The organism is Acetobacter pasteurianus, from assembly GCF_009914215.2.
Lineage (GTDB): Bacteria > Pseudomonadota > Alphaproteobacteria > Acetobacterales > Acetobacteraceae > Acetobacter > Acetobacter pasteurianus.
In genome coordinates this window covers 90,631-115,457 of the sequence record NZ_CP039845.2, presented here as the reverse complement: position 1 = coordinate 115,457, position 24,827 = coordinate 90,631, and the positions used below count along the sequence as shown (strand labels likewise).

The 24,827-nt window shown below is 45.7% G+C and carries 22 protein-coding genes and 1 tRNA gene; 12 read left to right on the top strand and 11 right to left on the bottom strand.

Features of this window, described 5'->3' with window-relative positions; genetic code table 11:
* The first annotated feature begins 107 nt into the window (after window positions 1-107).
* Together FCN51_RS00515 and FCN51_RS00510 are read left to right on the top strand one after the other, a co-directional pair.
* Window positions 108-182, top strand: a tRNA-Thr gene (locus tag FCN51_RS00515).
* A gap of 146 nt (window positions 183-328) precedes the next feature.
* Window positions 329-727 carry a hypothetical protein gene (locus FCN51_RS00510; protein WP_124297611.1) on the top strand — a complete coding sequence of 133 codons (399 nt, stop codon included), beginning with the start codon at window positions 329-331 and terminating at the stop codon, window positions 725-727.
* Between the two features lie 89 nt (window positions 728-816).
* Here the strand turns inward: FCN51_RS00510 and FCN51_RS00505 are convergent, their stop codons facing one another.
* The 3 genes from FCN51_RS00505 to FCN51_RS00495 all read right to left on the bottom strand — a co-directional run bounded on the left by FCN51_RS00505 (window position 817) and on the right by FCN51_RS00495 (window position 4,836).
* The gene (locus FCN51_RS00505) at window positions 817-1,152 is read right to left on the bottom strand and encodes a helix-turn-helix domain-containing protein (protein WP_099542142.1); all 336 of its coding nucleotides are present in this window, start codon (window positions 1,150-1,152) and stop codon (window positions 817-819) included.
* Between the two features lie 178 nt (window positions 1,153-1,330).
* Entirely contained in the window at window positions 1,331-2,218 is an 888-nt protein-coding gene (locus tag FCN51_RS00500; RefSeq protein WP_160256010.1) for a hypothetical protein, read from the bottom strand.
* Window positions 2,219-2,274: 56 nt separating this feature from the next.
* Window positions 2,275-4,836 (bottom strand): hypothetical protein, encoded by a 2,562-nt coding sequence (locus FCN51_RS00495; RefSeq protein WP_160256009.1) that lies wholly within the window; start codon window positions 4,834-4,836, stop codon window positions 2,275-2,277.
* A gap of 222 nt (window positions 4,837-5,058) precedes the next feature.
* Here FCN51_RS00495 and FCN51_RS00490 point away from each other — a divergent pair, with 222 nt between their 5' ends.
* The 10 genes from FCN51_RS00490 (at window position 5,059) to FCN51_RS00445 (ending at window position 16,150) form a co-directional block, all read left to right on the top strand.
* A complete protein-coding gene (locus FCN51_RS00490; RefSeq protein WP_160256008.1) occupies window positions 5,059-5,754 on the top strand; it encodes a DotI/IcmL/TraM family protein in 696 nt (231 codons plus the stop codon).
* Between the two features lie 298 nt (window positions 5,755-6,052).
* On the top strand, window positions 6,053-7,414 hold the full coding sequence (locus FCN51_RS00485) for a DotH/IcmK family type IV secretion protein (protein WP_160256007.1): 1,362 nt from the start codon (window positions 6,053-6,055) through the stop codon (window positions 7,412-7,414).
* Window positions 7,415-7,424: 10 nt separating this feature from the next.
* A complete protein-coding gene (locus FCN51_RS00480) occupies window positions 7,425-8,810 on the top strand; it encodes a DotG/IcmE/VirB10 family protein (RefSeq protein ID WP_160256006.1) in 1,386 nt (461 codons plus the stop codon).
* A 1-nt stretch (window position 8,811) separates the two neighbouring features.
* Window positions 8,812-10,116: a hypothetical protein gene (locus FCN51_RS00475; protein ID WP_160256005.1), complete on the top strand. Its 1,305-nt coding sequence runs from the start codon at window positions 8,812-8,814 to the stop codon at window positions 10,114-10,116.
* Window positions 10,117-10,198: 82 nt separating this feature from the next.
* A complete protein-coding gene (locus FCN51_RS00470) occupies window positions 10,199-10,981 on the top strand; it encodes an HNH endonuclease (protein WP_160256004.1) in 783 nt (260 codons plus the stop codon).
* An 87-nt stretch (window positions 10,982-11,068) separates the two neighbouring features.
* Entirely contained in the window at window positions 11,069-12,481 is a 1,413-nt protein-coding gene (locus FCN51_RS00465; RefSeq protein WP_124296435.1) for a hypothetical protein, read from the top strand.
* 161 nt (window positions 12,482-12,642) lie between these two features.
* The gene (locus tag FCN51_RS00460) at window positions 12,643-13,674 is read left to right on the top strand and encodes a hypothetical protein (RefSeq protein WP_160256003.1); all 1,032 of its coding nucleotides are present in this window, start codon (window positions 12,643-12,645) and stop codon (window positions 13,672-13,674) included.
* Window positions 13,675-13,725: 51 nt separating this feature from the next.
* The gene (locus FCN51_RS00455; RefSeq protein ID WP_160256002.1) at window positions 13,726-14,496 is read left to right on the top strand and encodes a hypothetical protein; all 771 of its coding nucleotides are present in this window, start codon (window positions 13,726-13,728) and stop codon (window positions 14,494-14,496) included.
* A gap of 727 nt (window positions 14,497-15,223) precedes the next feature.
* Complete coding sequence (locus FCN51_RS00450; RefSeq protein ID WP_160256001.1) at window positions 15,224-15,721, top strand: hypothetical protein; 498 nt, start codon at window positions 15,224-15,226, stop codon at window positions 15,719-15,721.
* Window positions 15,722-15,859: 138 nt separating this feature from the next.
* Window positions 15,860-16,150: an HU family DNA-binding protein gene (locus FCN51_RS00445; protein WP_160256000.1), complete on the top strand. Its 291-nt coding sequence runs from the start codon at window positions 15,860-15,862 to the stop codon at window positions 16,148-16,150.
* Window positions 16,151-16,241: 91 nt separating this feature from the next.
* Here FCN51_RS00445 and FCN51_RS00440 read toward each other — a convergent pair whose 3' ends face one another.
* From FCN51_RS00440 to fliI, 8 genes are all read right to left on the bottom strand, one after another.
* Entirely contained in the window at window positions 16,242-16,649 is a 408-nt protein-coding gene (locus FCN51_RS00440) for a flagellar biosynthesis regulator FlaF (RefSeq protein ID WP_124298006.1), read from the bottom strand.
* A gap of 75 nt (window positions 16,650-16,724) precedes the next feature.
* Entirely contained in the window at window positions 16,725-17,474 is a 750-nt protein-coding gene (locus FCN51_RS00435; protein ID WP_160255999.1) for a flagellar hook assembly protein FlgD, read from the bottom strand.
* 47 nt (window positions 17,475-17,521) lie between these two features.
* Window positions 17,522-19,741 (bottom strand): flagellar hook-length control protein FliK, encoded by a 2,220-nt coding sequence (locus FCN51_RS00430; RefSeq protein ID WP_160255998.1) that lies wholly within the window; start codon window positions 19,739-19,741, stop codon window positions 17,522-17,524.
* A 39-nt stretch (window positions 19,742-19,780) separates the two neighbouring features.
* Entirely contained in the window at window positions 19,781-20,650 is an 870-nt protein-coding gene (gene motA / locus FCN51_RS00425) for a flagellar motor stator protein MotA (RefSeq protein ID WP_160255997.1), read from the bottom strand.
* A complete protein-coding gene (locus FCN51_RS00420) occupies window positions 20,650-21,774 on the bottom strand; it encodes a flagellar motor protein MotB (protein ID WP_160255996.1) in 1,125 nt (374 codons plus the stop codon). Before FCN51_RS00420 ends, motA begins: the two co-directional genes overlap by 1 nt.
* Before the next feature lie 78 nt (window positions 21,775-21,852).
* Window positions 21,853-22,668, bottom strand: coding sequence for a hypothetical protein (locus FCN51_RS00415; RefSeq protein ID WP_236661105.1), 816 nt, complete (start codon window positions 22,666-22,668; stop codon window positions 21,853-21,855).
* A gap of 206 nt (window positions 22,669-22,874) precedes the next feature.
* Entirely contained in the window at window positions 22,875-23,342 is a 468-nt protein-coding gene (locus FCN51_RS00410) for a FliJ family protein (protein WP_160255995.1), read from the bottom strand.
* Entirely contained in the window at window positions 23,335-24,663 is a 1,329-nt protein-coding gene (gene fliI / locus FCN51_RS00405) for a flagellar protein export ATPase FliI (protein WP_160256145.1), read from the bottom strand. Before fliI ends, FCN51_RS00410 begins: the two co-directional genes overlap by 8 nt.
* Between the last annotated feature and the right edge of the window lie 164 nt (window positions 24,664-24,827).

Genomic DNA, 24,827 nt, shown 5'->3' with positions numbered 1-24,827 from the left:
CACAAGGCTATTCTAGTCTTGCCCCCCTTAAATAGGCAAGGCCACTTTGCCGCAAATGGTCAAAATAGCCTTGTATTAATTTCTAAGGCCATATAAATGATTTTTATGCCGTTGTAGCTCAGTGGTAGAGCAACCGCCTTGTAAGCGGTAGGCCGGGGGTTCAAATCCCTCCTGCGGCACCAAATAAAATGCCAAATACATATATAGTCTCGATTGGGAAATTTGTTTTCACCAACACTGAAAACACTTGTCTCTCGCTTGTTATGATTATAACCGAAACATTGCAGTTAAAAAAACATTTTCCATTATCATATCGAAGGGAATGCTGATGACATCCTCCACTTTATCAGCATTTCACGTAACACCTGCCGAAAACCTGCCAAGCATTATGAGGAATGGTTTAGAGCCCAGGATAGGCCCTAGATCAGAAGATCTGGGCGAAAAGTATAAAGCGATTTACCTTTTCCCTAATGTTGAGGCCATGGAAAATGCCTTAGGGAACTGGATGGCCGAAGCTTTTGATGATGATGAAACCCTCGCTGTAATTCATGTCTCCCTCCCTTCTGGCACTTTTCAGCACAACACTGGATATGAAATTGAAGTCACTGCACGGATCCCACCAGATAGGATAGAGATCATATGTGAAAATGACGCCTTATTAGACCGGGAGATGCTGAAAAAATATGATATCGAAAATGGAAACTGCCTTTTCACTAATTCACCTTAATTTATGTTGAACTTCTGTCAACGACAGCCTTTCCACCCAACAAGTGAGCAGAAAGGAAAGAAGATGTCTTTTGTCTTTATTCAATCGCCTTAAAAAAGACGATTCTTTTTTCTCGCATCACGCCGAGGTGCCCTATCTGGGACCCTGCCCAAAACCTCAACTTGAAGTCCTCGATCATTTTGGATGTCAGCAGCAAGTGGCAGGTTTTCTACTATCCCCAACGCATGCATGACAGCCGCATAGAGGCCGATACCGACATTCACGTCGCCTCCCTCTATTCGTCCCAAAGTGCCTCTTGTGGTATTCGCCTGATCGGCGATCTCTTGCTGCGAGATGCCTCGGAGAAGGCGAGCTGCTCGAATATTTTCACCAAGCGCTTTCACCGCACCAATAACAGCGACTGAGGGTGGTTGTGGAGCTGGCATACTGCAAATACCTTATGTCTTAAAGATTGAACGTTTAATGCGTGTAAATGTATCACCTCTGATGCATTAGTGTCCATAAAGGAAATCCACTTTATGCTCATATCGGCATAAAGTGGACGCACAAGGCCTGATAATATCCCCAAAACAATATCGGTTTTCGTCTTTTCAGTAGCCAGTGTTAGGGGGCAAGTGAGCGAATGAAACTCCTGATTTCACACTCTTCTCTCGGCACCCTTTTTACGCTGAATATCGTCTGGAATGAGGGCCAACCGATATGAGGGGATACAAGCATGCCATTTTTTTTGGGGGCATAGATCACTCCCCATCCCGATCGGATTTTTTCAATCAACTTGGGGGTGATGGACAGATCATGGCAGTAATCACACAAAGTGATGGGTGGTACAGGCATCATTTCCTTGCCCCCATCCACAGTTAAATTGGCCACGATGGTAGGTGGTATCACCTCTTCTGTCTCAAAACCTGCAGGCCTTGATCGAGGGAAGAAATTCCGAAATATGGTCGCTATTTTCTTAAATACGTCTTTCCTATAGAATTGCCCCTCCGCTTGCCCTCCAAAATAAAATTGAGAAATTTCAAGATCATCCAGAAAGCCAACACTTTGCAATCTGCTCAACAAATCCCTGTTGAAAAGATGCCAATTAGATGTCGGATCCGACAAGACAGTCTGACAGCCGATGTGATGTTGGGCCGTATAATCTTCCAGACCTGACTTAATCAGAAGCTCATTGGAGGATAATAAGCAAATCGTAGAAAAATCGATCCCCAACTTCTCGGCCAGCAGATAATTTGCATAGTGTGCCTGAAAGATACCACTATGACCGTCACCCGTATCAACCCTATTACCTTCATCGGCGTTTAAAATAACACCATCTAACCCCTCAATAGCCTTTTTGAATAAAGCAAGATCGTCATCATTGTTCACACCTTTAGATAGGTGCATAACGACAACCGAACTGGGACAGAATTTCAGGATGTTTATAGCCTGATCTCGAATGATATCTGGGCGCTCATGAACTGGTATCGAAAAAAGAATTCTGTTGGCCATGATTTACACCTTGCGAACGCTTAAGGATATTGAACACTTTTCGGTCAAGGCCGAAACTACGTGTGAGAAGAATGTTTGGTGCCTTTATTCTTTCCTGCCGATACCACGCCCTCAGACTTTGGCTGCTTAATTTGATTGGGCAGTATGACAGGAGTATCCTGTTCTTTCGCAGTAGAGTTATAAGCGTCCAGGTTGTCAGTATCGATCCCTAGACCTTCCAAATCCCCGTACACACCATTACTCGGCATATACATTTTCACATCATCAAATTTCGCCATTCTAGCCCCCCCTTGCGCAGTTTTGCTTGATGACTGAAGGCTGTCCACTTCTGCTGCTGGAACCATTCCCTTAGGGAGTTGAGGGGTAGAGGCTATTCTATCAACAGGATGGATATCGTCTTTGGGCGCAGTTTTATCCGTTTTATCCATCTGCGATTGGATTTTGTTGGCCTTGTTGGCCTCTGCCTCACCATCTTCCCAAATTTTTTCTATCGAATCACCTGTACCATTAACGATCGGTTGAGAGTGCTGTAATTTTGAAGGCGTATCCTGATTTTGGGTATGGGCGGCATTTGGGATATCAGCGCCTTTAATATGATTGCCGGTGTTAGAGACAGGACGATTAGCGGCAAGCTTCTGGTTCACGCTCCCACCCTTACCCCCCTCAAATTCCTCGTTGGGGTCTACTGCTGGCCGATCATCGTATTCATCAGTGATAGCTTTTTGAGGAATAGAAGATACCGGGGTGTCTACTACTGGCAAATCATCGTGTTCATCAGTGATGGGTTTTTGAGGAATAGAAGATACCGGTAACGACTGATGCTGGCCCCAGAAAGTCTTTGTTATTACGGCAAGTCCGCAGAGGCCCATACAGATAAGAAGTAATTTTTTTTGTGATCTAGACTGGAGTGGTGATGCCTTTTTATGCTTTTTCTTCTTCAGCCCATATGAATTGAGCCATGAGGGAGGAATGATTTCTCCAACCAAACCGCCATTTCGCTGCTTACCTCCGCCACCTTTATGCGAAGAGGATTTCTTGGCTTTCTGGTGATTGGGGATTACCACCCTCTCTTTGATGGATATCTCTGCTTCGCCAATTACATCTTCATCATCCTCAATCTCCCTTACTCTTATCGTGCTCGCTTTTGACATTTTTGGCTTTTCAGCGATATCAGCATTTTCTTTTAATTTTCTTTTCTTGTTAGTCTGAACTCCTTGCGCATTTTCGCATTCCCGAACCAACAATGCCCTCTGCACAGTGCTGGAGGTGTCTTGATGAGGTTTGAGGCTTAACCCCATCGACTGGGCAGATTGAGCTGCCTTAGGGCCGTGATCTGGTGACGCTTTGGGATTGGCAGCGAGGTCATTCTTTTGCCCCGCCCCCTTTAAAGGCGCACCAACCCCCATTTGCGGCGATGGCACAGTAGGAGGCATCTCTATGCCTTCTTTAGGAATGGGAGGCTGCGCAGCCCCCCCTCCGATTACAACCGAAGGTTCTGTCTCGCTTTGAACCTTGGAAGGGCTAGATTGCTTCTGCATGGATGGATGCCGCACGTATCCCTTTCCCTGTTGACCTTCAGGAAGGGATACGGGTCGGACAATGACTTTATCATCTTCAACTTTTATATTGGCAGGCGGCTCAGTAGATTTTTTAGGGTCAAAATAAACATTTATCCCCCCACTCCTTGCTACGAGCCTCATGGGATAGATTTTGGGCCTTCCATTGGGCAGTTTTGGTGCCCCGCTGAGTGGACTTTGAGGATCGGGAGCAGATGAAGGGGATGGCTCTTTTCTAGGTGACGCCCCAACGAGTTTAATCGTGGCTTTGCCGGGTGTTATTCGAGTGATTTGTGACGATGGAGATGGTGGCTTTGTTAGGCTACCCGCCGGTCGAGAGATAGTGGATGTGGCGCCAGTTGAAGGTTGATCGCCCTCCGGCTTAGGCTCCTTCCCTTTTGTCAATATTTTCGTAGGTGCAGGGATCTGTGCGCTAGATTGAACTGCTGCTGATGAACTTGCACCTGATACAGCTTTCGAAGAATTCAAATCACCCCTGTCACCCAATCCTTCAGTCCGACTTTTTATGGAACTTAAGAGACTGTCAGGCGCCACCTCTAATTCGGCATCCTTTGGGGCTGGTGAAATTTCATGCTGATCAGCCACAGGCACATGGGCCTGTGTTGGCATTTGCTCGTTAAGATCAATAACCTTCACGCGGTTATTGAGTTTCATGTTTCCAGAGCGAGCTGCCTCTACTGCGCTACGTACGCTTGATGATGCATCTTCAGGAAGAAATCGCATTATCTCATCAAGGCCAGAAAAGTCGTTGCCACTTATTGCGGGCTTTCCCATCGGTTGTGCAGAGGATACGCCTGTCGGAGGGGGCTGAATAACTCCAACACCTGCAGCATCAGTATTGTCTAAATTCTTCCCATAAGACTCATTGGCAAGCATTCTCTCTACATCCTGAAGAGAGAGATCATGGCCCATAAAATACTGATCTTTTTCTGTCATGATATGCTGCACATCATTTGATAATGGAAAGGGAGAATTATCCGTGGTCGACATATCAGTTGCTCTATCTTCCACGGAAAGCCTATCCTTTCGCGTATCAGTCATACCACCATCCCTGCCGACTATCGGGGTAAACTTCAGAAAGCCTTAATTAGCCTTCATGGAATTTTTACCATGGATAACCATAACGATCAGAATAAGGCCAGTCCAATTTGTTTAATTATGGACTTATCCATATCCATTCGTTTTACTTTCTGTGAAATTGAAAACCGCACTGTTTGCGGTAGTCCACATATTAACATAAAGTTGTGAGTAAGGGTTAGCTTAATGTCTGAAAGTAAGAAAACAAAGCAGGCACGAGGCAAACGTCCTAAATCTACATCGAAAGCAGCAGAATGGGCGCGCTCAACCCTTGCTACGCTTATGTCCAGAAATTATGGAGACACGACGGCCCTTATCAATGTAACGCGCATTGCCGTGGCTGAAGCCGGGGTAATTCTCGCCCTCATTGCAGCTCTGGTCTACACAGCTACCAGGCCTCCTATCATCCGCTATTTCGCCACCGATCCACGAGGGAAAATTACGGCTCTAGTCCCACTGGACCAACCAATCATGACTAAAGATGCCCTCTATCAATGGGTGACATCTGCTGTGATTTCGCTTTACACAAAAGATTACGTGCATTGGAGAGACCAACTAAATAGCGACCAAGAAAACTTTTCGTTAGCTGGATGGAAGTCTTTTAGAAAGGACTACGAAAAGCACTTTATCGAACCTGTTATTGAAAATAATTACATTACTTCTGCCGTCCCCACGAAGGCTGTAGTGCTTGTTGATCGTGGGGTGCGCGATGGGCGCTATGCTTACAATTTACAACTCGGAATCACGGTAACATTCGCATCAGGAATCCACGAACGCAGTTCGTCTCAAAATTACATTGTCAGTGTCCTCGTAGTGAGAGAGAGCGACACGGAGAATGAAAATGGCAGAGGTCTGGCTATAGCGCAGATTGTTACTCAGTAATCTTGTTTTGCCGCCCCGAAACAGCTTTTGATCTCAAAAAAGACAAGGCCATTTTCATTGTAAAAGGCCTTAATATTCACTTTTAATCTAAGGTTCGGGATTTTTTTCTCGAAACCTTATCAGTCAGACCATAACATTGCCTTGAATGGTTAAATTCCTGGCATATGGAATTGGATTGGATGCGATTACAGATTGATATCTATCCAGGGGATTATTTTAGAAGGGCACAGCCTTCCACAAAGGCCAGTTGTGCTAAAATAATCTATATCTTGGACTCAGTCGCAGGATCTTTGTCTATATGACAAGCCTCTATAATAACGTTCAATGTGTGTTGAACAAATATCTTCGTCAGCGCCACACAGTGAGCAGGCTTATAGCAGTGGGTCTTATGCTGCCTTTGTCCTTGCACGCAGAAGATCTTCCTGATGGCTTTCTACCGGCCTCACCGGTTTCTCCAGTATCTGCAAGAGTGGCGACATCACCGTCTCCTACACCTTCAGAAGCTGACAAAGATAGCGCCATTCACCCTGAAGATCCTACGCCTTCCCCACCAGTTCTAACGCCTTCCGCACCTTTGGAAGGCAAAGAACAAAATATGGTTCCGAACAGCACAAGGCGACCAGCACATCACTTGAATCCTTTAGAACACCCCCCTGTTCCCGGCCGAATGTCGGAGGGGGGCCGAGAAGGTGATGCTGAAACCGATGGAGATGTGCCGGGCGCAGGGAGAATAGGCCATGCCGGACTGCCTCCCGCTGTTGATGGCAGTACGGAGAATGCTTACGGAGCTTCATCACCACAGAAAATGTACGCAAATCCACCATCAGACTATGGCAATGATGGCCCCAAAGGCACTCCAGATGAGGAAGCTTTTGAAAAGACAATAAAGCAACTCGCCCCTATGAATGCCGATCAAATTAGAAAAGAGCGTTCACATATGGATACGGTGGAGAGGGTCCAATCAGAACCAGCAAATGGTGTGATCCCCACCCCTCACTCTGGAACTATATCTCTGAGCCTTAAACCCGGAGAAGCATCTCCAAGAATTGGTCTGGCTGCTGGAAATGCGACTGTCTTAACGTTCTATGACCAAACAGGCGCACCCTGGCCGATCACCTCAGTTACGTCTGGGAATTCTGATGCTTTTACTTCTTCGAAGGCAGGGCAAGTTGGGAAAACCAACATGGCGGTGATCGCCCCCAAGGCTAATTATGGATACGGAAACCTAGTAGTCACTCTAGAAGGACTTCCCGTTCCTGTAATATTTTCAGTCGTTTGCGGAAGCGGGGTTGTTGATTACAGAAAAGATATTCGGATTAGAGGCAGAGGGCCGAACGCTCAGGAAAATATAACAGAGGGCTCATCCCTGCAGCCAACCAATGATAAAACGATGAATGATTTTGTCGATGACTTGCCACCTAAAGGTGCTGTCAGCATCAAAACAAATAATCCAGAAGTCGAGGCCTGGCGCTACAAGCACGGGATTTATGTCCGCTCTCGCCTCCAAATGGTCGATCCAGATTGGATTGATGATCAAAAAAGTCCTGAAGGCGACCGTGTCTATGAAATTGATGAGAACACCCTGCAGGGATCTCCCATTCTGGAATTCCTAATAGACGGCAGAAGTGTCTACGTCGATCTAGATATCAATATGCAATAGGGCAAATCTCATGACGGAAGAAAATGAAGAAAAAAAGTCATTTGCCCAGCGCTTTATGCAGGACAAAGTCGGTATTAAAATAACGGCTATAGGCATTGCTTTTGGGGCTGTTGTGCTTGGATATAGCCATTTCGAGAGTGGCCATGTCCATAATGAACAGGTCAAATCTGACGAGGAATCCAGCACAAGACAAGTAGCCAGTATCAAGGAAAGCGGGCGGCGCAAATCTATGACGCCGGAGGACGCCAGGCTTTCTCATGAGCAAACAAGATTAGAAGTGAAAAATGCAATGAGTACTGGTGGAAGTGAAACGCCACCTGTTCTCCCACCTATCGATACGGCACAGGCCCTACCCGCGCATTTGCCTTCGGATAAAGATGAAACGCCCTCTGAAGATCCGAGCAAAGCCAAACTTCCCGAAATGCCTATGCCCGATGAGTCTCCTGGCGTTCCGATGCAGAAGAAGAATTTGGCTTCAAATGCCAATGTCCAGGTCAAACACCAACTCGATCCTGACCTGCTCAAGGCGTACGAGCATCAAGCATCCCTCCTACAAAAATCCAAATTCCCTTCCATCACCACAGTTTCATTTGAGGATCACCATTCTGACGGATCCTCTGGAAGCAAAGGAGGTATCTCAGGTAAAGAAGGGACGACTACATCTTCTGGAAGAGGAGTGGGAGATGGGCATTATCTCGACTTGAATGGCCGTTGGCATGATGAACAAGGAAGCGATCCTTGGGCAGAAGGCCACTCAAAATCTCTCGCCGATCACCCATCTAACGGTAACGGCCAAACAGATAATCCTAATAGCGATAATTCCACTGAATTCGAACTGCCAGCACCTGGGACGATGGTTTATGCTGTACTCCTCGGCGCTGTGAACAGTGATACGCCAGGTGTCGTTATCGGAGAAATTAGACAAGGGGCATTTAACGGATCAAGAATTCTTGGCTCCTTCGATTTTACTCGTGAAGGGGTCATGATCAAATTCAAAACCATGACCGTTCCCTACACTAATGAAAATGGCGTCAAAAAAGCCAAGCCGATATCAATCAATGCGGTAGCTCTAAATGAAAAAGATCTCAGCCCTGCTATGGCGACAAGCATAGATCGTCACATGCTTGAAACCTTCGCCGTCTCTTTTGCTTCTGGCTTCCTACAAGGACTGGGTCAGGCGGCAGAAAGTTCTGGCTCAACGGCAACATATGGGGTTGGTGGCACAACACTCTCAAACGCCAAACTCAGCACTACCGACCAGTTGCTTTATGGGTTTGGGCAAGGCGCAAATCAGCTTTCCAGCCAGTTCCAAAGTAAATATGGCAACCTGCGGGATACGATAAAAGTCAAGTCACAGACACCATTCGCCCTACTTTTCCTTGGTGGAGATCAATAAAATGAGCAAGAACCCTAAGAACAGAGGCTTTAATGAAGATCTGCCGGGTGACGAAGACGAGCTGAATCAGGGGGCACAAGATCGCCACCATGATGATATGGGGCCTGATGAAGTGGAAGATGAGATAACGGAAGAGGTTGTTACAAGGCGACGTCGTCGCTCCAATAAATCGAGCAGAGATGACGACGATAATGAATATGAGGATGGCGAAGACGACATCGACAAAAAAAATAAGAAAATAGTCTATATTGCTGTTGCGGCAGCAATCCTTGCATCTGGTTTGTGGTGGTCAGGATACGCAGCCAAAGGGTATCATATGATAATGGGTGGAGAAGATCCGGCTCCGACAGTAGCCCATAAATCGCCCCGGCCACATCTCGCCTCTCGCACCCAACACAAACAACCTATTCCAGATCAAGATCGGGCAGCTTTTGGCGATGGCGATACTCCTGCGGAGGCTAATCCTCAGTTAGAGCAATCTGATAGTCAGGAAAGCATTCCCGCACCACGGGGAAGACGTCGAACCACTTCCTCTGCACGCAACTCTGTTCCAAATAACACCATGGGTACAGTTGACGTTGCCGGCACAAGCCCTTCAGATATCCCCTTATCTCAACGGGCTCAAGAAATGCCCGGCTCGGAAGCCCCTGAGGCTTTCCCAACAAATACAAGACGTATTCATCCTCCCATCCCTTCTGCCGGAGGGTTAGGAAGCGCGCAAGGGCCGTCTGATCCTGATCAAATCCCCGCCAAGATTGCTTCCGCACAGCAGCCCAGCAATCAGGAAGTAATGAACAAACTCAATACTGTTTTGGAGCATTTGGATGACCTGAATAAAAAAATCGCGTCCTTGGAAGAGAAGTCCAAAAATGCAGCCAACAATGACGGGATTTCCAGTGTAAATGGCAAATTGGACGCGATAAATGGCCGGCTAAATGATGAGGAAGCCAGCATGGCCTCACTGAAAGATGCTATCCTTCAGCCTAAAAAAGCCTCCAACTTACACAAATCAGATGACGATAGTGCATCAGATGATGACACTCCAGTCATAACCACTCCCCATAAAAGCAAGAAGCATGATGCACAAAACAAGAAAATGGCCTTGCATGCACTTCGCGGATATCTTTTGATAGGTGTGTCGGAAGGGGACAACCCGTCATCTGTATTTATTCGAACCCCCGGTGGCACAGTTATGAAAAATTTGAACGATGACCTTGGGTCAGATGCAGGTGTTATCAAACAGATCAAGATGTCAGGCAAGTCATGGGAAGTTATTACGACAAAAGGCATCATACCCGCAGGTTGATTATGCCTTGATCACAGAATTCGGAAAGTCTGGTGTGTAATACTAAAAGCACCAGACTTTAGACAACTGGACAAGGTGATTTATGGCTAAGCGCAAAACTGATCAGCCACTTTTGCCACTAATCCTTTCTGTAAAAGCGGCAAATTGGCGCATGAATGACCAAGATCAGGATCATGCAGATAGAGAATTTCAGAAAATAAGAGAAAAGGCTTTGCAAAGAGACGGGTACCGGTGCCGTTTTTGTAATTTCTTCTCAAGAAAATTCCAGGAAGTTCATCATAAAGATGATGATCACCACAATAATACACTGGATAACCTTGTTACCGCCTGTTTCATGTGCCATTCAGTGCAGCATATTGGCCTTTCAGGCCACATGAAGGAAAGCGTTCTTATTTGGCTTCCTGAAATTTCTCAAGCCGCACTTAATCATTTGATCCGCTCTTGCATTGTGGCTCGTTTCACCTGCACAGAAACTCCACTTTCTCCTCCGGGAACTCCCCCCAACAGAAAGATCGCACCCTACGCAGATGGAGGAGAAATACTGAGTGCTGCAGAAAGTGTGATGGCTGCCCTACAGGATAGATCTGCTGAAGCTGCCAAACTGATAGGAACTTCAGACCCTAAAGAGCTAGGTAGCATTTTACAGGACATCGCGATCCAGAGACCGGATATTTATGAGACACGTGGTGAGATCCTTAACGGTATTCGTCTTATGAATCTTGGAAAGAAAATGTCCAATGATAAAGATGTATTGGTAGAGCACGTTAGAGCATGGATAGATCCCAAGACTAATGGCCCTTACTCTAGTGGATTAAAAGCTGATTCCTGGTCAGAGATTATGAGAGATGTCCTTGGCATCTCATAGTGGCCCTTTCTTTGAAGATTTTATTTTGTCATAATATAATATCTATGAATGGTGAGAATTGTTATGGTCGGGTCATCCCCAGTAAGATTGCATAATCAGGAAGATCTGCGTTTTGGCGCTGTCCTTTTCGATGACATCGAAAGCCCTTCTTCAGGCTGGATGTCTATAGAAGGAACACAGGTCAAACGTATTGATGACATCCACCAGATGCCAAGTGATGTTATTTTTTGGACAAACATAGCTTATGGCCCATTTTTTAGTGGCGCAGGAAGAACCAGAAGCAATCTAAGGCACGCGGAATATCTGGTGTGTAAGCCCACGGAAATTCTGGGAGAGTGGGGATACCCTGAAAACACCCCTCAGACTTTTACTCCTGTACTCATGTCAGTGATGTTTTCTAGGATCGCTCGACTAACTTTTGGTATAGCTTCGAAATGCAATCCCCAGCTTCGTATGAGTGAATTTTTCACCAATACGACATTGCAAGGTGATGTTGGAATATTCCTGCCTGAAGCTGAATTTCCAGAAGACGAAGCTGTTGAAACATGCACCGCCAATAAAGGGTTCGTAAGATTTACAGTGACTAATGGTGTGCGTGGCCCGAAAGGCGGAGCAATGATAAAACTGCGGCCTCCGCGGCTTTCATACGCTCGCAAACTATTAAACGGGATGACGCCTGTCGGTCCATTTGAATTCATCAATCCACAAGAGGCTAGTGGTGGTCGGCGGAACTTGGCCGCTTGGCTCTGTAGTCAACCGCGCCCATTTGTTGCTGAAATCGCGGTAGATGATGGCGATCCCGATTCAGCAAGCATGTACGGATATGGAAATACCACTGATCGAAAGAAGGTAATGCGAACTTGGGTAGCCGCACCCGAACTAAAAGCCCTCTTGACGATCTATAAAAAGATTTCTGTTAGAAGCGTTTGGATGGGGAAAGAGTACAAAAAACTTTCAGATACTCTTCCTGACCCAATTATGAAATTTCTAAATGCCAAAATAAGCTTCGGATCTTGGTCTGCTGGAGTGGTCGCTGAAACAATTTGGCGGGCGGCATGTGCTGGCGATATCCGGCGGAAAATGCCTGGAGAACCGCGAGCAAACACAAGTTGGCGGGGAGCATGGCTCTTCGCTGAAGACAAAGTAGAGGGATATCAGGCGGCGAAAAGCCTCTATGATTTTGGGCATGTGGTCACGATGTATGGGCCTGGTTGGCTGAATAGTGTTGTCGCGTCCGAAAATGTCGAAGACCTCATCAGAGATGGTCTAACATGTGGCCTTATACCGCCTATGGTAGACGTACCAGACAATATGATGAGAAAAGATGAATCCTTTGTATGGGGCGGGAATGAGGATGCATTGACCCTTGTAGATTGCATACTCAAGAAACGTCAGCAACTGGCATGGAATACTGATGAAGTGCGAGTTCTTCCCCCTGGAAAGGAAAGGAATGATCTTAAGCAAAAAATAATGGATGGTCTAAATAAAGGGGTACTTTAATTTTTACCCATCTAATTTTGAATGGAGTAAGGCTGAAGTTAGCATCATTCAGCCCCTCCTCTCCCTTGCATCGCTATATGATAAAATCCTCCGCAAAGACGTTTTAATCGATACATCACAGTGTCTTTCTATAATTGTGATGTGATTGCGGAGATCATGATATGACTGTTTCACAATCCCAAGCCGATCATGTTGCTGAATCGCCGACTTCGGCCGCGATCAATGAAGAAGTAAATCCGCAAACCATCACAACGCCAGAAGCAGAAACTGCAGAAACTCAAATCGCCCCTAACTCCCCATCGCCGGCGGGTAGTTCTGCAGAAAGAGTATCCGATGAGCGGGCTCGTCAGCAGATTGAACAACGTCTCCAGCAGCGTATCAATTTGATGCGCACAATGATGCTGCAAGCAACCGCACCAGAAATATCTGGGCAGACGCCTGGCATGCCCACTCCTCCCGGATCCCTAGTTAATATTCAGATGCTTAATTTTCGTCTGCCGCAATTTCGTGGGCTGGGATTAAAACGCAAACTTGCAGAACGTCGTGTCGAACGAGCTCTCGAAAACTATACGATGATGCTTTCATCGATGGATCGCATTGCATATGCAGCCAATGAATATAATAGGACGGTCTCCGAAAAATACCCTGAATATGCAGGACAACTCAAGCATTATGCCGAAGAGTATAATGTGACAGAGGATCGCATTGCCCAGATGCTAAAGGATCCGAGCGTGGATCAGGCACAGTTTGTCTCTTCAGATGGGACGATGACCCTTTCTGAAGAGATGCAACGTGTGGCGAATGACCGTGAACTCGATGGCATGCGCAAGGACATGAAAGTTGATATTGAAAGACTTGCGACTAACATGAATGATTTTACCGCATGGTCAGAACACATAAAAAACAAGCCGTCCTCTCCTGAACAGGAGGCATGCCTTACTGGCATTATGGATACGATCAATCGAGATATTCGCGAACCTATCGCCGCTATGGACACGCTTAATGCTGAAGATCCAGAAGAACCCGGCATGATAGAAAATATGCGGGACAGAATGCGGAATATGTTTACCAAGCTATTGCAGACTGTTGGCAAATTCATTGGATTTAAACCCAAAAATCCGCATTCAGGGCCTGAAGTCGCCGAAGCGCCTACTGTTGCAGAAGAAGCTCCCGCCCCCACACCCGGCGGTTAAATACCGCCAGCAGTCCATTACCTTGTTCCCGTTGGGAACAAGGGGACAAATGTGGAAAGAAGTAAACGCACAGGCAAGGAAAAGAATATGATTGTCGGATACGTAACAACAACCATGCCCAACAAGCTCCTCCATATCGCTTATACCGGACTTTCAAATTGGGATTTCGGACGAATGCTTGATATCCCAGATCCGGTGGAAATAACAAAAAGAGAACTCTCATCCTTGACGGAGGGTGTCTTTCATTTCAAATGCCCCAAAGAAACTGACTACCGTCGGATGATGACAAATTTGGGGAATGTAATCAGAAATGGTTCGACCCCTGTAGCATCGGCATCAGCTATTGCGACTGACACAAAAAACGGCAAAACGAGATTTGACAATGAATCTCTAACTTTTAGCGGTTGGGTGGATTGTAAGATCATCCCAAAGGCAATGGTGGGAACACCACGGAAGATTGAACAAGCTCAAATGGAAATTATCGCTCTAAATGAAACAATTAATGCGACAATAGGTACAGTTGATCACCCAACGAATTGGTTGGAGTTCAGCAACGACAGGAATTTGCCCAGTGTGGCTGTAGTTCTTTCGGATGAAAACAATCGCGTTGTTCGTAAGTTCTCTACTGATATTAAGATCAACACAATACAACTCCGTAACGGTAGAATGGATTATCCACAAGGCCTTATTAAATTGGAAGATATAGCTCCTGCATTGAGGGAAGCAGGAAAAATTCTGCATGATGGATTTGAAAAGCGTCAGCAAATGCGGGAAGAAATGGAAATAAAAAAAATATGGGAACAAGATGCACCTTCACCATAAGAATTCGAGATCCTAAAGAAGCCATCAAAACATAACAGACCACTAAATGATAAAGCCTTTTGTAGTTGAACAAGGCCTTCTGGCCTTGTTCCCATCTCATAATTTTACGGTTATACAATTTGAGTGTTAAATTTACGTCTTTAGAAGAGATATCATGCAAAGTCACCAACATGAGATTCCTATGCCTCAATCCATACGGATAGCGGCAACTTTATTGAACCATGTAAAACGATCTTCCTGGGCAGACAGTAAAAGACTTGTTTTTTTTCTGAGCGCAGAGCTTAAGCAGGTTGAAAAAAAAATCCGCGATGAATTGCACATTTCCTCAGAATTCATGTGCCTTCATTCATTGCTTAATGCCGTACAATTCTGCATTTCAGATCAAATAACCAGATTGGAATTCGCTAGGGGGACACAAATTAGGCTTAATGACCTAACCCTGATGCACGAAATTAAGGGGTCTATTAATGTTCTTGTTGATATGACATCACGTCTACTCATCGAGAAGATGTAGGTGTTCCCATTTAATGGATAACCCACCCTCCTCCTAATCTCTTAACAGGCACCGAGAAGAAAGGGTAAGGCGGCAGTACGATGCAGAATGGGCCGAATTTTTAGGGATATGATGAATATAAATAGGACGTTCTTGTATTGTTCCATACCCGTAAAACAAGCACCATGATATAATCATTTCATCATAAGGATTGCGAACTAGAAGAATTTGATCATGACCAGCTTCTTATATAATGGAATAACGATCCCTGAACGCATGAGACATCTTCCAATTATGGAAAATGGCATGCCTCTCCCTACATTTGCTTCCGAAGCAAAGACGATTTTACCCCTCAATCTACACACGGCCAGCGCCAGACTAAGCGCGATGGCAAACCGTCGTTGTTATATTTGTGGAGATAAGTTGCCTGACCTTGTGTCCTTTATAGGCGGCCCAGATGAAGCAATGTCCAAGCTATATCTGTCTCCACCTGTTCACCCCGAATGCGCTGACTTCATCATGCAGGCTTGTCCTGAGATCTCAGATGCATTAGCCCCCGGCAACCCAGGCTTCTTTGCCGTGAGCACAACTGCTAACTATGAATATGATGCTGAGAAGGGTGTGTTCTTAATTTCTGATGCAGAAGAAGTTTGGTGGAGCAAAGGGCAAAGGGTTCCAGGAGATGTAATGGACATACTCCATGAGCTCACACAAACCCTAAGAGCGATCTGATCTGATACGGAAATTGCACCTAATTAAACATTTCCATTGCTGCTATTGATGGTTATGTCTTGACAATTATCAATTGGCCTTGATTATGAAATTGTCTCTTATAGAGATTTAACAATTTCCAAAAGGTTTCTGATTCTTATGAATACAAAAGAACTTTGCCAGACCGTCGCTAAAAAACTTTCCTGCTCCGAACAGGAGGCAAAAGCGGCGGTAGAGGCAACTTTCGATGCTATCCGTGAAACCCTTGCTCAGGCGAGTGACGAGGGCGAAGTGTCTGTGCACGGATTTGGGAAATTTTCCGTAAAACCCACTAAAGAGCGCATGGGCCGCAATCCACGCACAGGAGAAGATATTATCATCCCTCCTGGAGCGAAGGTTCAGTTTACTGCCGCAAAAGCTCTAAAGGATGCAGTCTCTCCTGAAAAATAACGGCACTAGAGCCAACCGAGAGACGCTACGCATCTAATGCTGCTGATATCTCAGAATGGAAGGCTATCGGGCCTTCCATTCAAAAATGCACCTACATTATACAATCACCACCAGACTCAACTTCCTCATGAACTTCAGGTGCTTTGTAGGATAGCCCATCAAGCACATTTTGAGCACAGATTATTAAGGGTTTAATTGAAAGATCCTTATTCAGTATTGCTCGAATTCCATAACGCTGAGCCTGATCTGCCATCCTTACAAATAACAGCCTATCTTCATTAGGAATCCGCCCTGCATCAACCGCATTCGCTTTTTGTAGGAGACCCCACAATCTTTGACTTTTCAGGATAGCATTATTTCTAGCCTGTACAGAACTGGAGTGCTCTACGGCTTGGAGCTCCGCCAAAAGTTTGCTGAAGCACAGAGCATCCATTTCTCTATCACTCATTGCCTGAGACGCTGCGCTTTTGTAGGCATTCATACCGCGATTAGGATTCATCGATTATTTACTTTCTGCAAAGTAATATATGTGTCCTGGATATTCTTACCGGGACAAAGGCAACTCATAACTTCCTTAGGATGAAGCTGAGATCGATGAAACGGAAGAGAGCGGGACTTCAGCTTCCCCCATTTCTGCTTCCATGTCTGTTGACCCTTTTGTTATGCCGGTAATGGTGCCATTTACTGCGAAACTGACATCAGAAGTGACACCTGACGAGTTCATCGTTTTAACTGCTACACTATACGCACCATCGGAAAGTTGATTACCGCTATTGTCTGTGCCATCCCAGGACCATGTATTTGATCCATTCGAGGCTGATACCAAGTCATCCTTAACAACCTGACCAGCAGCATTAGCTACAGATATAGCCACAACCTCACCCGATGTTCCTGTAAAGGTCAATGAAGCCTTACCTGACTGTAGAGGCAGCGTTGAGGAGGAAGCAGACGCCTTTTCACCTACCAAAGCTTTGTCAGAGGTAAGTTGCCCCTCTTCATTCAAGGAAATCAATGATTCAAGGTTTTGATTGGTCTGCACCTGTTGTTCAACACCCGCGAATGTCGCCAGTTCCGATGTCATCGCATTCGTATCCATCGGACTACTTGGATCCTGATTTTTTAATTGAGTTGTAAGAAGGGTTAAAAAATTTGATTCATTGGTAGCTAGGGAAGCAAAAGCACCTGCGGAGGCAGTTGAAGCTGTGCTAGTTCCAGAGCTGCCAGCAGTTGAAATTGATGTGGCACCAGTTTTGGCAGCGCTTTCAGAGGCCTGAAGAAGTGAGGCAAGTTGCGATGTGGATGAAGTTGTCGCTGTTGTGGACACGTTAAAGCCTCCGCTTACAAAAAAACAAATTAACCATAAGCATAAGATCAGGCGGTTATATTAACTCTTCCAGATCTATGACTCACCGCGATGGCGGCCTCTTCACCTGATAAAACAGCAGGCGAACCAAACAACCTACTGGACACACTTAAATTATCGCGTGAAGGCCATTCCTCTCTATTTTTTTCTTCATCTTGGGCCGAAGCTCCTTCCCCTCCACTACTTCCCCTCCGTCCGAAGCTTTCGCTGCCGGCATCATTGGGGAAAGCCTCCTCGTTTAGATGGGAGTTCTCACTTGATGAAACCACTTCGACTTTCATGTCAGCTATATCAAGACCCGCCAAGCTTAGTGAGTCCAACAACTCAGAATGATGTCTTTTCAGTGCCTCAGTTGCTTCATGACTATCAGCCTGGAGGGTAACTGATGATACGTCCCCATTCGCTTTTTTCTCCACTCTAATTTTTACAGGAGAAAAATCATTTGATTCAATAATCATAGATAGTGAAGATCGCGTTCCAAAGGAATTTCCACTCACTGAAACAGAATTGCCTGAAATATCGTATAGACCATTATCTATATCATCATCCTCGTTACCTGAACCTAGGCTTCCACGCACAGAAGAAGCATCTTTACTGGTTCCCCCCTCCGGGCCACCGTTATTAGCGATCTCTTTGATGAAGCCAGAAGAAATAGTAGACTCAGATGAGTGGCGCTGGCTATCAGACAGTTCAACCTCGGCCAGATCATCCTTCCTATCAGAAGGATCATTCGAATATCCCCCTTCTCCACTCTGTGAATCATTTGATAATGTAGATCCAGAAATGTCAGAGGAACCTTCGGCTGTACCCGCTTGTAAGGTGGAACCATCTGAGGTCTTCCCCCCATATTGAGGCGAATAATCGTCAAGCTTATCAGTGTCGGCTTTAGCCTTAGCTAATATCGATTGGTGGATATCTGAAGTGCCTTGCCCCGCAAGATCAATTCCTGATGCTGAGCCGTTTGTAGCCAGAGAGCCTGAATAATCCGACTGCACCTCATCACTTGCATCACTGATCTCATCACCAACATCGGAGGAGAATATATGTCCTCTGCTCCACAAACCGTTAGCCACCGAATGTTTTGTCGGCTGGACTGAGACATCTTTGATTGTGATACTTCGGTCTTGACTTAGCTTGTCCTCGGAAGAAGTGAATGAGGCGCTTTTTGCTGTTAAATGGCTAGGTTCGAGACCATCTGTTGAATTAAGGTGTGAGCTTATATCAGTTTGGACTTTATCCACATTATCATTTTGGACCTGTTTTGTCGGCGTCCCAGTCGCAGTATTCAGAGGATTTGCAACTAAATTTGTTCCGCTGCTGATGCTGCTGATATCGCCATGTGAAATATTTCCCCATTGAATTGAGGTATCATCAAGACTATCTGTTGCCGATTGTGGAATTGACTTAGATTCTTCAGAAACCGTTGAAGTAATATCATCGCCACTTTCATCATTATTTTTCTTATCTATTGAGGCTTCTAACGTTCCATCGCTTTTCCCGGACGGCTTTATTGATTTTTCTATTAGAGAGGTATCGTCAGAACCAGATAAAGAATTAGATATTAAGGTAAGATCACTACCAAAGGCAAAGAAGGATGATTGGCCAGAACGGGACGAATTACCGAGGATTGCCAATTCCTCGCCATCTGAATCCGTAATAGAATTTTGGCTGCCACCCTCATCCTGACTATGCGCGCAATATTGGGGACCTTGCTCCCCTTGGCAACTAACGGCGATCGCATTTGCCAGGGAAGCAAGCAATTCTGGTGTTATCGATTGGGAAGTTATCTGCTTATCATCGTTCGGGGCATCACTTGCATCTGTTAAAGATGTAGAAGAATTGTCTGACCCTGAATTGGCACCCCGCATTGGAGTGTCATCTGTATCCGTTTTTTTTGACAAAACCTTCGCTGAAGTAGGCTCTGCCCCTTTCAAAGCGCTGATTTTTTTTAAGCTGTCGCTCTGAACAAACTGACCCTGGTCACTAGCGGCACCAGTGTCTTCTGATGGATTGTCCTCTTGTCCACTTTGCCCGCCCGATGTCGTCTCATCATTCTTTTCAACTTCGGCCGAAGTTATGGGAGATCCATTATCGATGAGAAGGTCTGAGAAAGAGCCCGACTGTTCCCCAGATTGCAAAGAAGTCTGCTTCTTAGAAGAGATCCTTGAGGGCTTGGACACAGCAGAAGAAAGGTCGGATTTACCAATAATTATGGAATTAGACACCATTGCTCATCGACCTTTCAATGTAGATACCATTCTCTGTGGTTAATTCTTGATCTCAGAGAGCATGGAATCTAGCTCCGAAAACTCAGGCATAATGTCTTCAGGTATGTCTTTTCGGCCGATTTCTGCACACACTTCAGGGGACTGACCCTGAACGAATGCCACCAAAACAGTTTTAACGATATCTTGGTACCTGGCGTCTTTCTTCACAAGCTCCTGCATCTTAGCAGAGAGAGGGGCGAAGATACCGTAAGCCATAAGAACGCCCAGGAATGTGCCCACCATAGCGCCTGCAATCATCTCACCCAGCACCGCTGGAGGCTTGCTGATTGAGGCCATAGTTTTAATTACCCCAAGCACTGCAGCCACGATACCTAGAGCTGGAAGAGCATCTGCGAGGCTCTGTAGGCAATGGGCTATATGGAGATCCTCGGAAAGATTTTTTTTGAGTTCACGTTCCATGGCAGCATCAAGAAGATAGGCGTCATCTCTTTCCACTCCCATACCGATAAGTCTCAGATAGTCGCAGATGAAATCCCTTGTACGAACATCATTCAGCACAGTAGGAACTGATTTAAAAATCTCACTGTCTTCAGGATTTTCGTAGTGCTGCTCTAGTTCTGTAGAGCCTTTAGACCTGCTAAGCTTCATCAACCTGAAAAGAAGGTTTAGCAATTGCATATAGTCTTCTTTTCCGTAACGCGCACCTTTCAATACAAGCTTGATATACGATGGGACTTGCTTGAGTGAGTCCTTTGTGTTGGCCATCACAAAAATGCCGAGGCCTGACCCTAAAATCGTCAGCAACTCAAAGGGCATTGAAGCTATGAGCGGTGCCAGTGCCCCACCCGAAGCCGCAAATGAGCCAAAAACGCAGAGAAGAGCAAAAATCAATCCACCTACGAATAGCATTAGTTTTGTTTCTCCGCCTTAATATCGCGCCCATCATGCTGTGCGGACATTGGTGCTAGTTTGTCGCGTTGTAACAAAGAAGAAGAAATCGGATTTCTCCGATGCAAAATGATCACTATGCGGCGGTTTTCTGGGGCATCTGGATGCGAGGGATCCGCCAGATTGCGATCAGCCAGTCCTGAAACACTTTCGATATTTTTGTCAGGATAGCCCGACTTCACCAATATCTCTCGGGCCTTATCAGCCCTCATTTCAGATAATGTCCAATTAGAAAGCCCAGAAGCATTACCTTTCCGCACATGATAGGCGATGCCATCAGTTTCACCGAGTATGGAGACCTTTTCAGGTAGAGGAGAGAGCCATTTTCCTATCGCTGCGAGCATGAGTGATGCTGTCTTGTTAGGTGCAACGCTTCCAGTATCGAACATTGCCTGATGATCAGTGTCGGTCAATTCTATCCTTATTTCATCTGACCCGACCTCAAATCTAAGGTTCTTCTCTACATCTTGGATATTGGGATCTTTTTGGATATCAGACTTAATTCCTTCTATAGCGACATCAATAGACTTTTGCTCTTGAATTGAAGCAGCAGTTTCAGAGCCATTTGAAAGACGATCTTGGGAAGAAGACCCGACTTTGCTTCCCAATTTGGCAGCACCTGTCTGTGGGCCACCAATCGGAATTATTGAGGGAGATCCAGGTTGCAAAATGGAAGTTAGACCACTGGTTATATCGTCTGAAGTATTTGCACCAGTAGATGGGGCACTTTGTTCCGTGGAAGATCCATCATTCGTTTTGCCGCTTCCATTTCCAGAAGAATTAGCTTCAACATCAGAGTTCTTTGCAAGCTTAATTGAAGTAGGTGACGTTAAAGGAGAGGCTTCAAGCAATGAATCTGTAGTTGCAGTGGAAGCGGATTTGTCCGCCATGGGGTTGAAAAACTGAGCAATCCCCTTTTTTTGTTCTTCGGAAGTCGCGTTAATCAGCCACATAAGCAGAAAGAAGGCCATCATGGCTGTCATGAAATCAGCATAAGCGATTTTCCATGCGCCCCCGTGATGGCCTTCTCCTCCGCCATCTTCTTTTTTGACTATAATAATTGGCCTTTGTTTATCGTTCGGCATATGGCTTAGGCTTCTTCCAATACAAATCTTTTTATTTTAGGCAGCAGACAGGCCAAGAACCGTTTACGGGGGAGGATTTTAACTTTTGACTGTCCGCCGATTATGGTTAATGCCAAGACGCACAAAGGGATTGCCAAAGAATTTGGCTCGGCCCGTATGAGAAAGGTCGATGGACATATCCAACCACACTTCACCACCGATTTGGCGCCATCTTCTGCAAAAAGTGAAATCTTCGCTTAGATAGGTTCCATCATCAGGATCAATGCTCCCATCAAAAAGGGCATAATTTCGCATCCCAGACTGGTCTTCAGCACAGTTGATCTTTTTATATTCTGTTTCAGGATATGCTTTGATCATCGCCTCTACTGCCTTGCGACTGATCATCATAAATCCAGTCCCAACAAATGGAACTTGAACCAAAGGACCCTTTTCCCAAGAGTCATGGATTTCCTTTGTCTCTCCAACGTAACGCAAGGATGCGGTCCGTTGGGCTTCCCCGGCCAGAATATTATTTTTGGTTACATTATCCCAAAATCTGTCCCGAATAGGATATGTCCCGGCGATCACATCTTTGCCGGATTTAAGCAACCTTTCCGGTGCGTTATGATCAAAGCCTATGTCTGCATCCACGAACAGAATATGAGAACAATTGGAACGATAATAAAAATTCGCTAACAGGGTGTTGCGAGCACGCGGAATCAAAGCGTCATCACCCAACGTCATCAGCGTAACAGGCACTTTGCCTGCTGAACATCCGATAACAGAAGTCATAAATTCAGTCGTGACCATTCCACCATAACAAGGTGTGGCCAAAAAAATCGTTTCTTTGTTTTTTTTCTGAATATCTTCTTCAGAAGTTCCGGCTGTAGTTGTGTGGCTGACATTGTTTTTCATGACATTCCCGGCAGACAATGATGCCGCATTATGCCTTGAGGCCAACCATTCAGGGCCTTGGCTTTAATACGAACCTACTTAATCGATACCGACCGGATTTATCATTCTCAAGGATGATCTTAATCTAAAGGTTTTAACGCAATACACTTTCCACGCAGCCAGGGCATCTGTTTTGGGAATCTTCTAAAATGGTTAAATGTTAACGACTAAACAATATTACGTCTTTTCTTCAAGAATTGAGTTCGTGATATATCGTCAATCTCAGCTTGCTGCTTTCTTTCTTGGTCTATCTTTATTTCTTGCAATTCACTTTCTATAAGCGATTTAACAGCCTCGTGAGAGGCGTTCACTCTTATTAACTCTGAACGCCTAGCCTCTGTGTTTTCTTTTGCTACTTTCAGATCATCCTGAAGTTTTTCTAATATGTCTTTCGCCTTTGGAAGCCATTCTCGATATGAAGCCTCTAATGCCTGGATGCCACTCGATGCTTCGCCTGCGGGATTGTCATATACAAAGCTTGCGTTTTCAGTAATATCCTTCTCTTTCTTAGCGATCTCAAGCTGAATATTTTTTTCCACCTGAAGGCTTTGTGCTACTTGAATTCTAGCCTTGTCCACCTCAGCCAAACGCAACTTCTCAAGAACACGTAAAGACCGTATTCGATCGCTACTCATTCATATTGCCCATTATTGGAGACATTACCGTTTGCAAGTCTAGAAAGGACTCTTCCAAACCTACCTTCTCTTTCTTAGACTGTCGAAGCATGTCCTCTATCGCAGGGGCAATTTGGATAGCCGCGTCAGCAACAGGATCAGATCCTTCCTGATAGCCACCAAGCCTGACCATATCTTTGACTTCACCCCATGCAGATAGAAGCTTCCTTGCCTCTCTTGTGAGAAGGTTTTCTTCATCTGAATTGCATCCAGGTACTGCTCTGGAAAGTGATTTCAGAACATTGATAGCAGGATACCTGCCGGATTCCGCTATCTTTCGCTCCATTACAACATGACCATCGAGAATACCCCGCACAGAATCTGCTACCGGCTCATTTTGGTCATCGCCTTCAACAAGGACTGAAAACAAAGCTGTTATTTGGCCTGCCGTCCCATCTTCCATCATTGGACCAGGCCCTGCCCTTTCCAGCAATCTTGGCAGTTCTGCAAATACACTAGGAGGATAGCCCCTTGTGGCTGGCGGTTCTCCTGCTGATAGGCCTATTTCTCTCAATGCCTGACAAAATCTTGTCACGCTATCCATCAGCAACAAGACTGACTTACCTTCATCACGAAATGCCTCTGCCACAGTTAAAGCAGCATAGGCAGCTTCTCGCCGCATGAGAGGAGATGTGTCGGAGGTTGCCACTACAACAACTGACTTGCTTAGCCCCTCCGCTCCAAGATCATCCTCAATAAACTCTCGAACCTCTCTCCCTCTCTCCCCCACAAGAGAAATGACAGCGACATCACAAGCGGTGTTGCGGGCCAACATGCCCATCAAGGTGGATTTTCCAACGCCAGAACCTGCAAATAAACCAAGCCTCTGCCCTTTACGACATGTCGTAAAAAGGTTCATGGCCTTAACCCCAAGATCAATTCTGGAGCCCAATCTTGCCCTTGTGGCCGCCAATGGAGGTTGGGCGTGTAATTTGCGTGTCCGCCCTCCAGGAGCCAGATCACCTTTACCGTCTATAGGTGTGCCGGAAGGATCTACCACCCTGCCTATCCAGGAGTTATTAACCTGGAGAGCCCCTCCAGACATTAGTCTTCTTTGTTCTGCATCATAAACTGGGAAACTGACAGAACAGCCGGCACCAACCCCTTCTAAGGATCCGAAAGGCATAACAGTCGCTAGTTCGCCTTGAAACACCACGATCTCGGCCTGAAGATCGCGACCATCCAACGAGCGAATAGTAACTCTGTCACCGATACCCGTGATGTTAAGCATTCCGCTGACTGAAGCTGTTAGACCTGACACGCTAACAACTTTTCCTGTCATCTTGGCAAATGGGGTGCTGGAGAGAGATGGATTTATGATGCCAGATAGAAATCTGATTTCTGTGTTGATCTGAGAAATCAGAGCAGAATTTTCGGAAGCTTCAGACTTAACGAATTTAGCAAAATCATCGGGGCTAAATGACTGAACAGTGTCCCCCGGAGGGG

Bases quoted from the DNA above. Each gene is read 5' to 3' on its own strand.
- FCN51_RS00510 (WP_124297611.1), top strand. From the start codon at position 329: ATGACATCCTCCACTTTATCAGCATTTCACGTAACACCTGCCGAAAAC.
- FCN51_RS00505 (WP_099542142.1), bottom strand. From the start codon at position 1,152: ATGCCAGCTCCACAACCACCCTCAGTCGCTGTTATTGGTGCGGTGAAA.
- FCN51_RS00500 (WP_160256010.1), bottom strand. From the start codon at position 2,218: ATGGCCAACAGAATTCTTTTTTCGATACCAGTTCATGAGCGCCCAGAT.
- FCN51_RS00495 (WP_160256009.1), bottom strand. From the start codon at position 4,836: ATGACTGATACGCGAAAGGATAGGCTTTCCGTGGAAGATAGAGCAACT.
- FCN51_RS00490 (WP_160256008.1), top strand. From the start codon at position 5,059: ATGTCTGAAAGTAAGAAAACAAAGCAGGCACGAGGCAAACGTCCTAAA.
- FCN51_RS00485 (WP_160256007.1), top strand. From the start codon at position 6,053: ATGACAAGCCTCTATAATAACGTTCAATGTGTGTTGAACAAATATCTT.
- FCN51_RS00480 (WP_160256006.1), top strand. From the start codon at position 7,425: ATGACGGAAGAAAATGAAGAAAAAAAGTCATTTGCCCAGCGCTTTATG.
- FCN51_RS00475 (WP_160256005.1), top strand. From the start codon at position 8,812: ATGAGCAAGAACCCTAAGAACAGAGGCTTTAATGAAGATCTGCCGGGT.
- FCN51_RS00470 (WP_160256004.1), top strand. From the start codon at position 10,199: ATGGCTAAGCGCAAAACTGATCAGCCACTTTTGCCACTAATCCTTTCT.
- FCN51_RS00460 (WP_160256003.1), top strand. From the start codon at position 12,643: ATGACTGTTTCACAATCCCAAGCCGATCATGTTGCTGAATCGCCGACT.
- FCN51_RS00450 (WP_160256001.1), top strand. From the start codon at position 15,224: ATGACCAGCTTCTTATATAATGGAATAACGATCCCTGAACGCATGAGA.
- FCN51_RS00445 (WP_160256000.1), top strand. From the start codon at position 15,860: ATGAATACAAAAGAACTTTGCCAGACCGTCGCTAAAAAACTTTCCTGC.
- FCN51_RS00440 (WP_124298006.1), bottom strand. From the start codon at position 16,649: ATGAATCCTAATCGCGGTATGAATGCCTACAAAAGCGCAGCGTCTCAG.
- FCN51_RS00430 (WP_160255998.1), bottom strand. From the start codon at position 19,741: ATGGTGTCTAATTCCATAATTATTGGTAAATCCGACCTTTCTTCTGCT.
- motA (WP_160255997.1), bottom strand. From the start codon at position 20,650: ATGCTATTCGTAGGTGGATTGATTTTTGCTCTTCTCTGCGTTTTTGGC.
- FCN51_RS00420 (WP_160255996.1), bottom strand. From the start codon at position 21,774: ATGCCGAACGATAAACAAAGGCCAATTATTATAGTCAAAAAAGAAGAT.
- FCN51_RS00415 (WP_236661105.1), bottom strand. From the start codon at position 22,668: ATGAAAAACAATGTCAGCCACACAACTACAGCCGGAACTTCTGAAGAA.
- FCN51_RS00410 (WP_160255995.1), bottom strand. From the start codon at position 23,342: ATGAGTAGCGATCGAATACGGTCTTTACGTGTTCTTGAGAAGTTGCGT.
- fliI (WP_160256145.1), bottom strand. From the start codon at position 24,663: ATGACAGGAAAAGTTGTTAGCGTGTCAGGTCTAACAGCTTCAGTCAGC.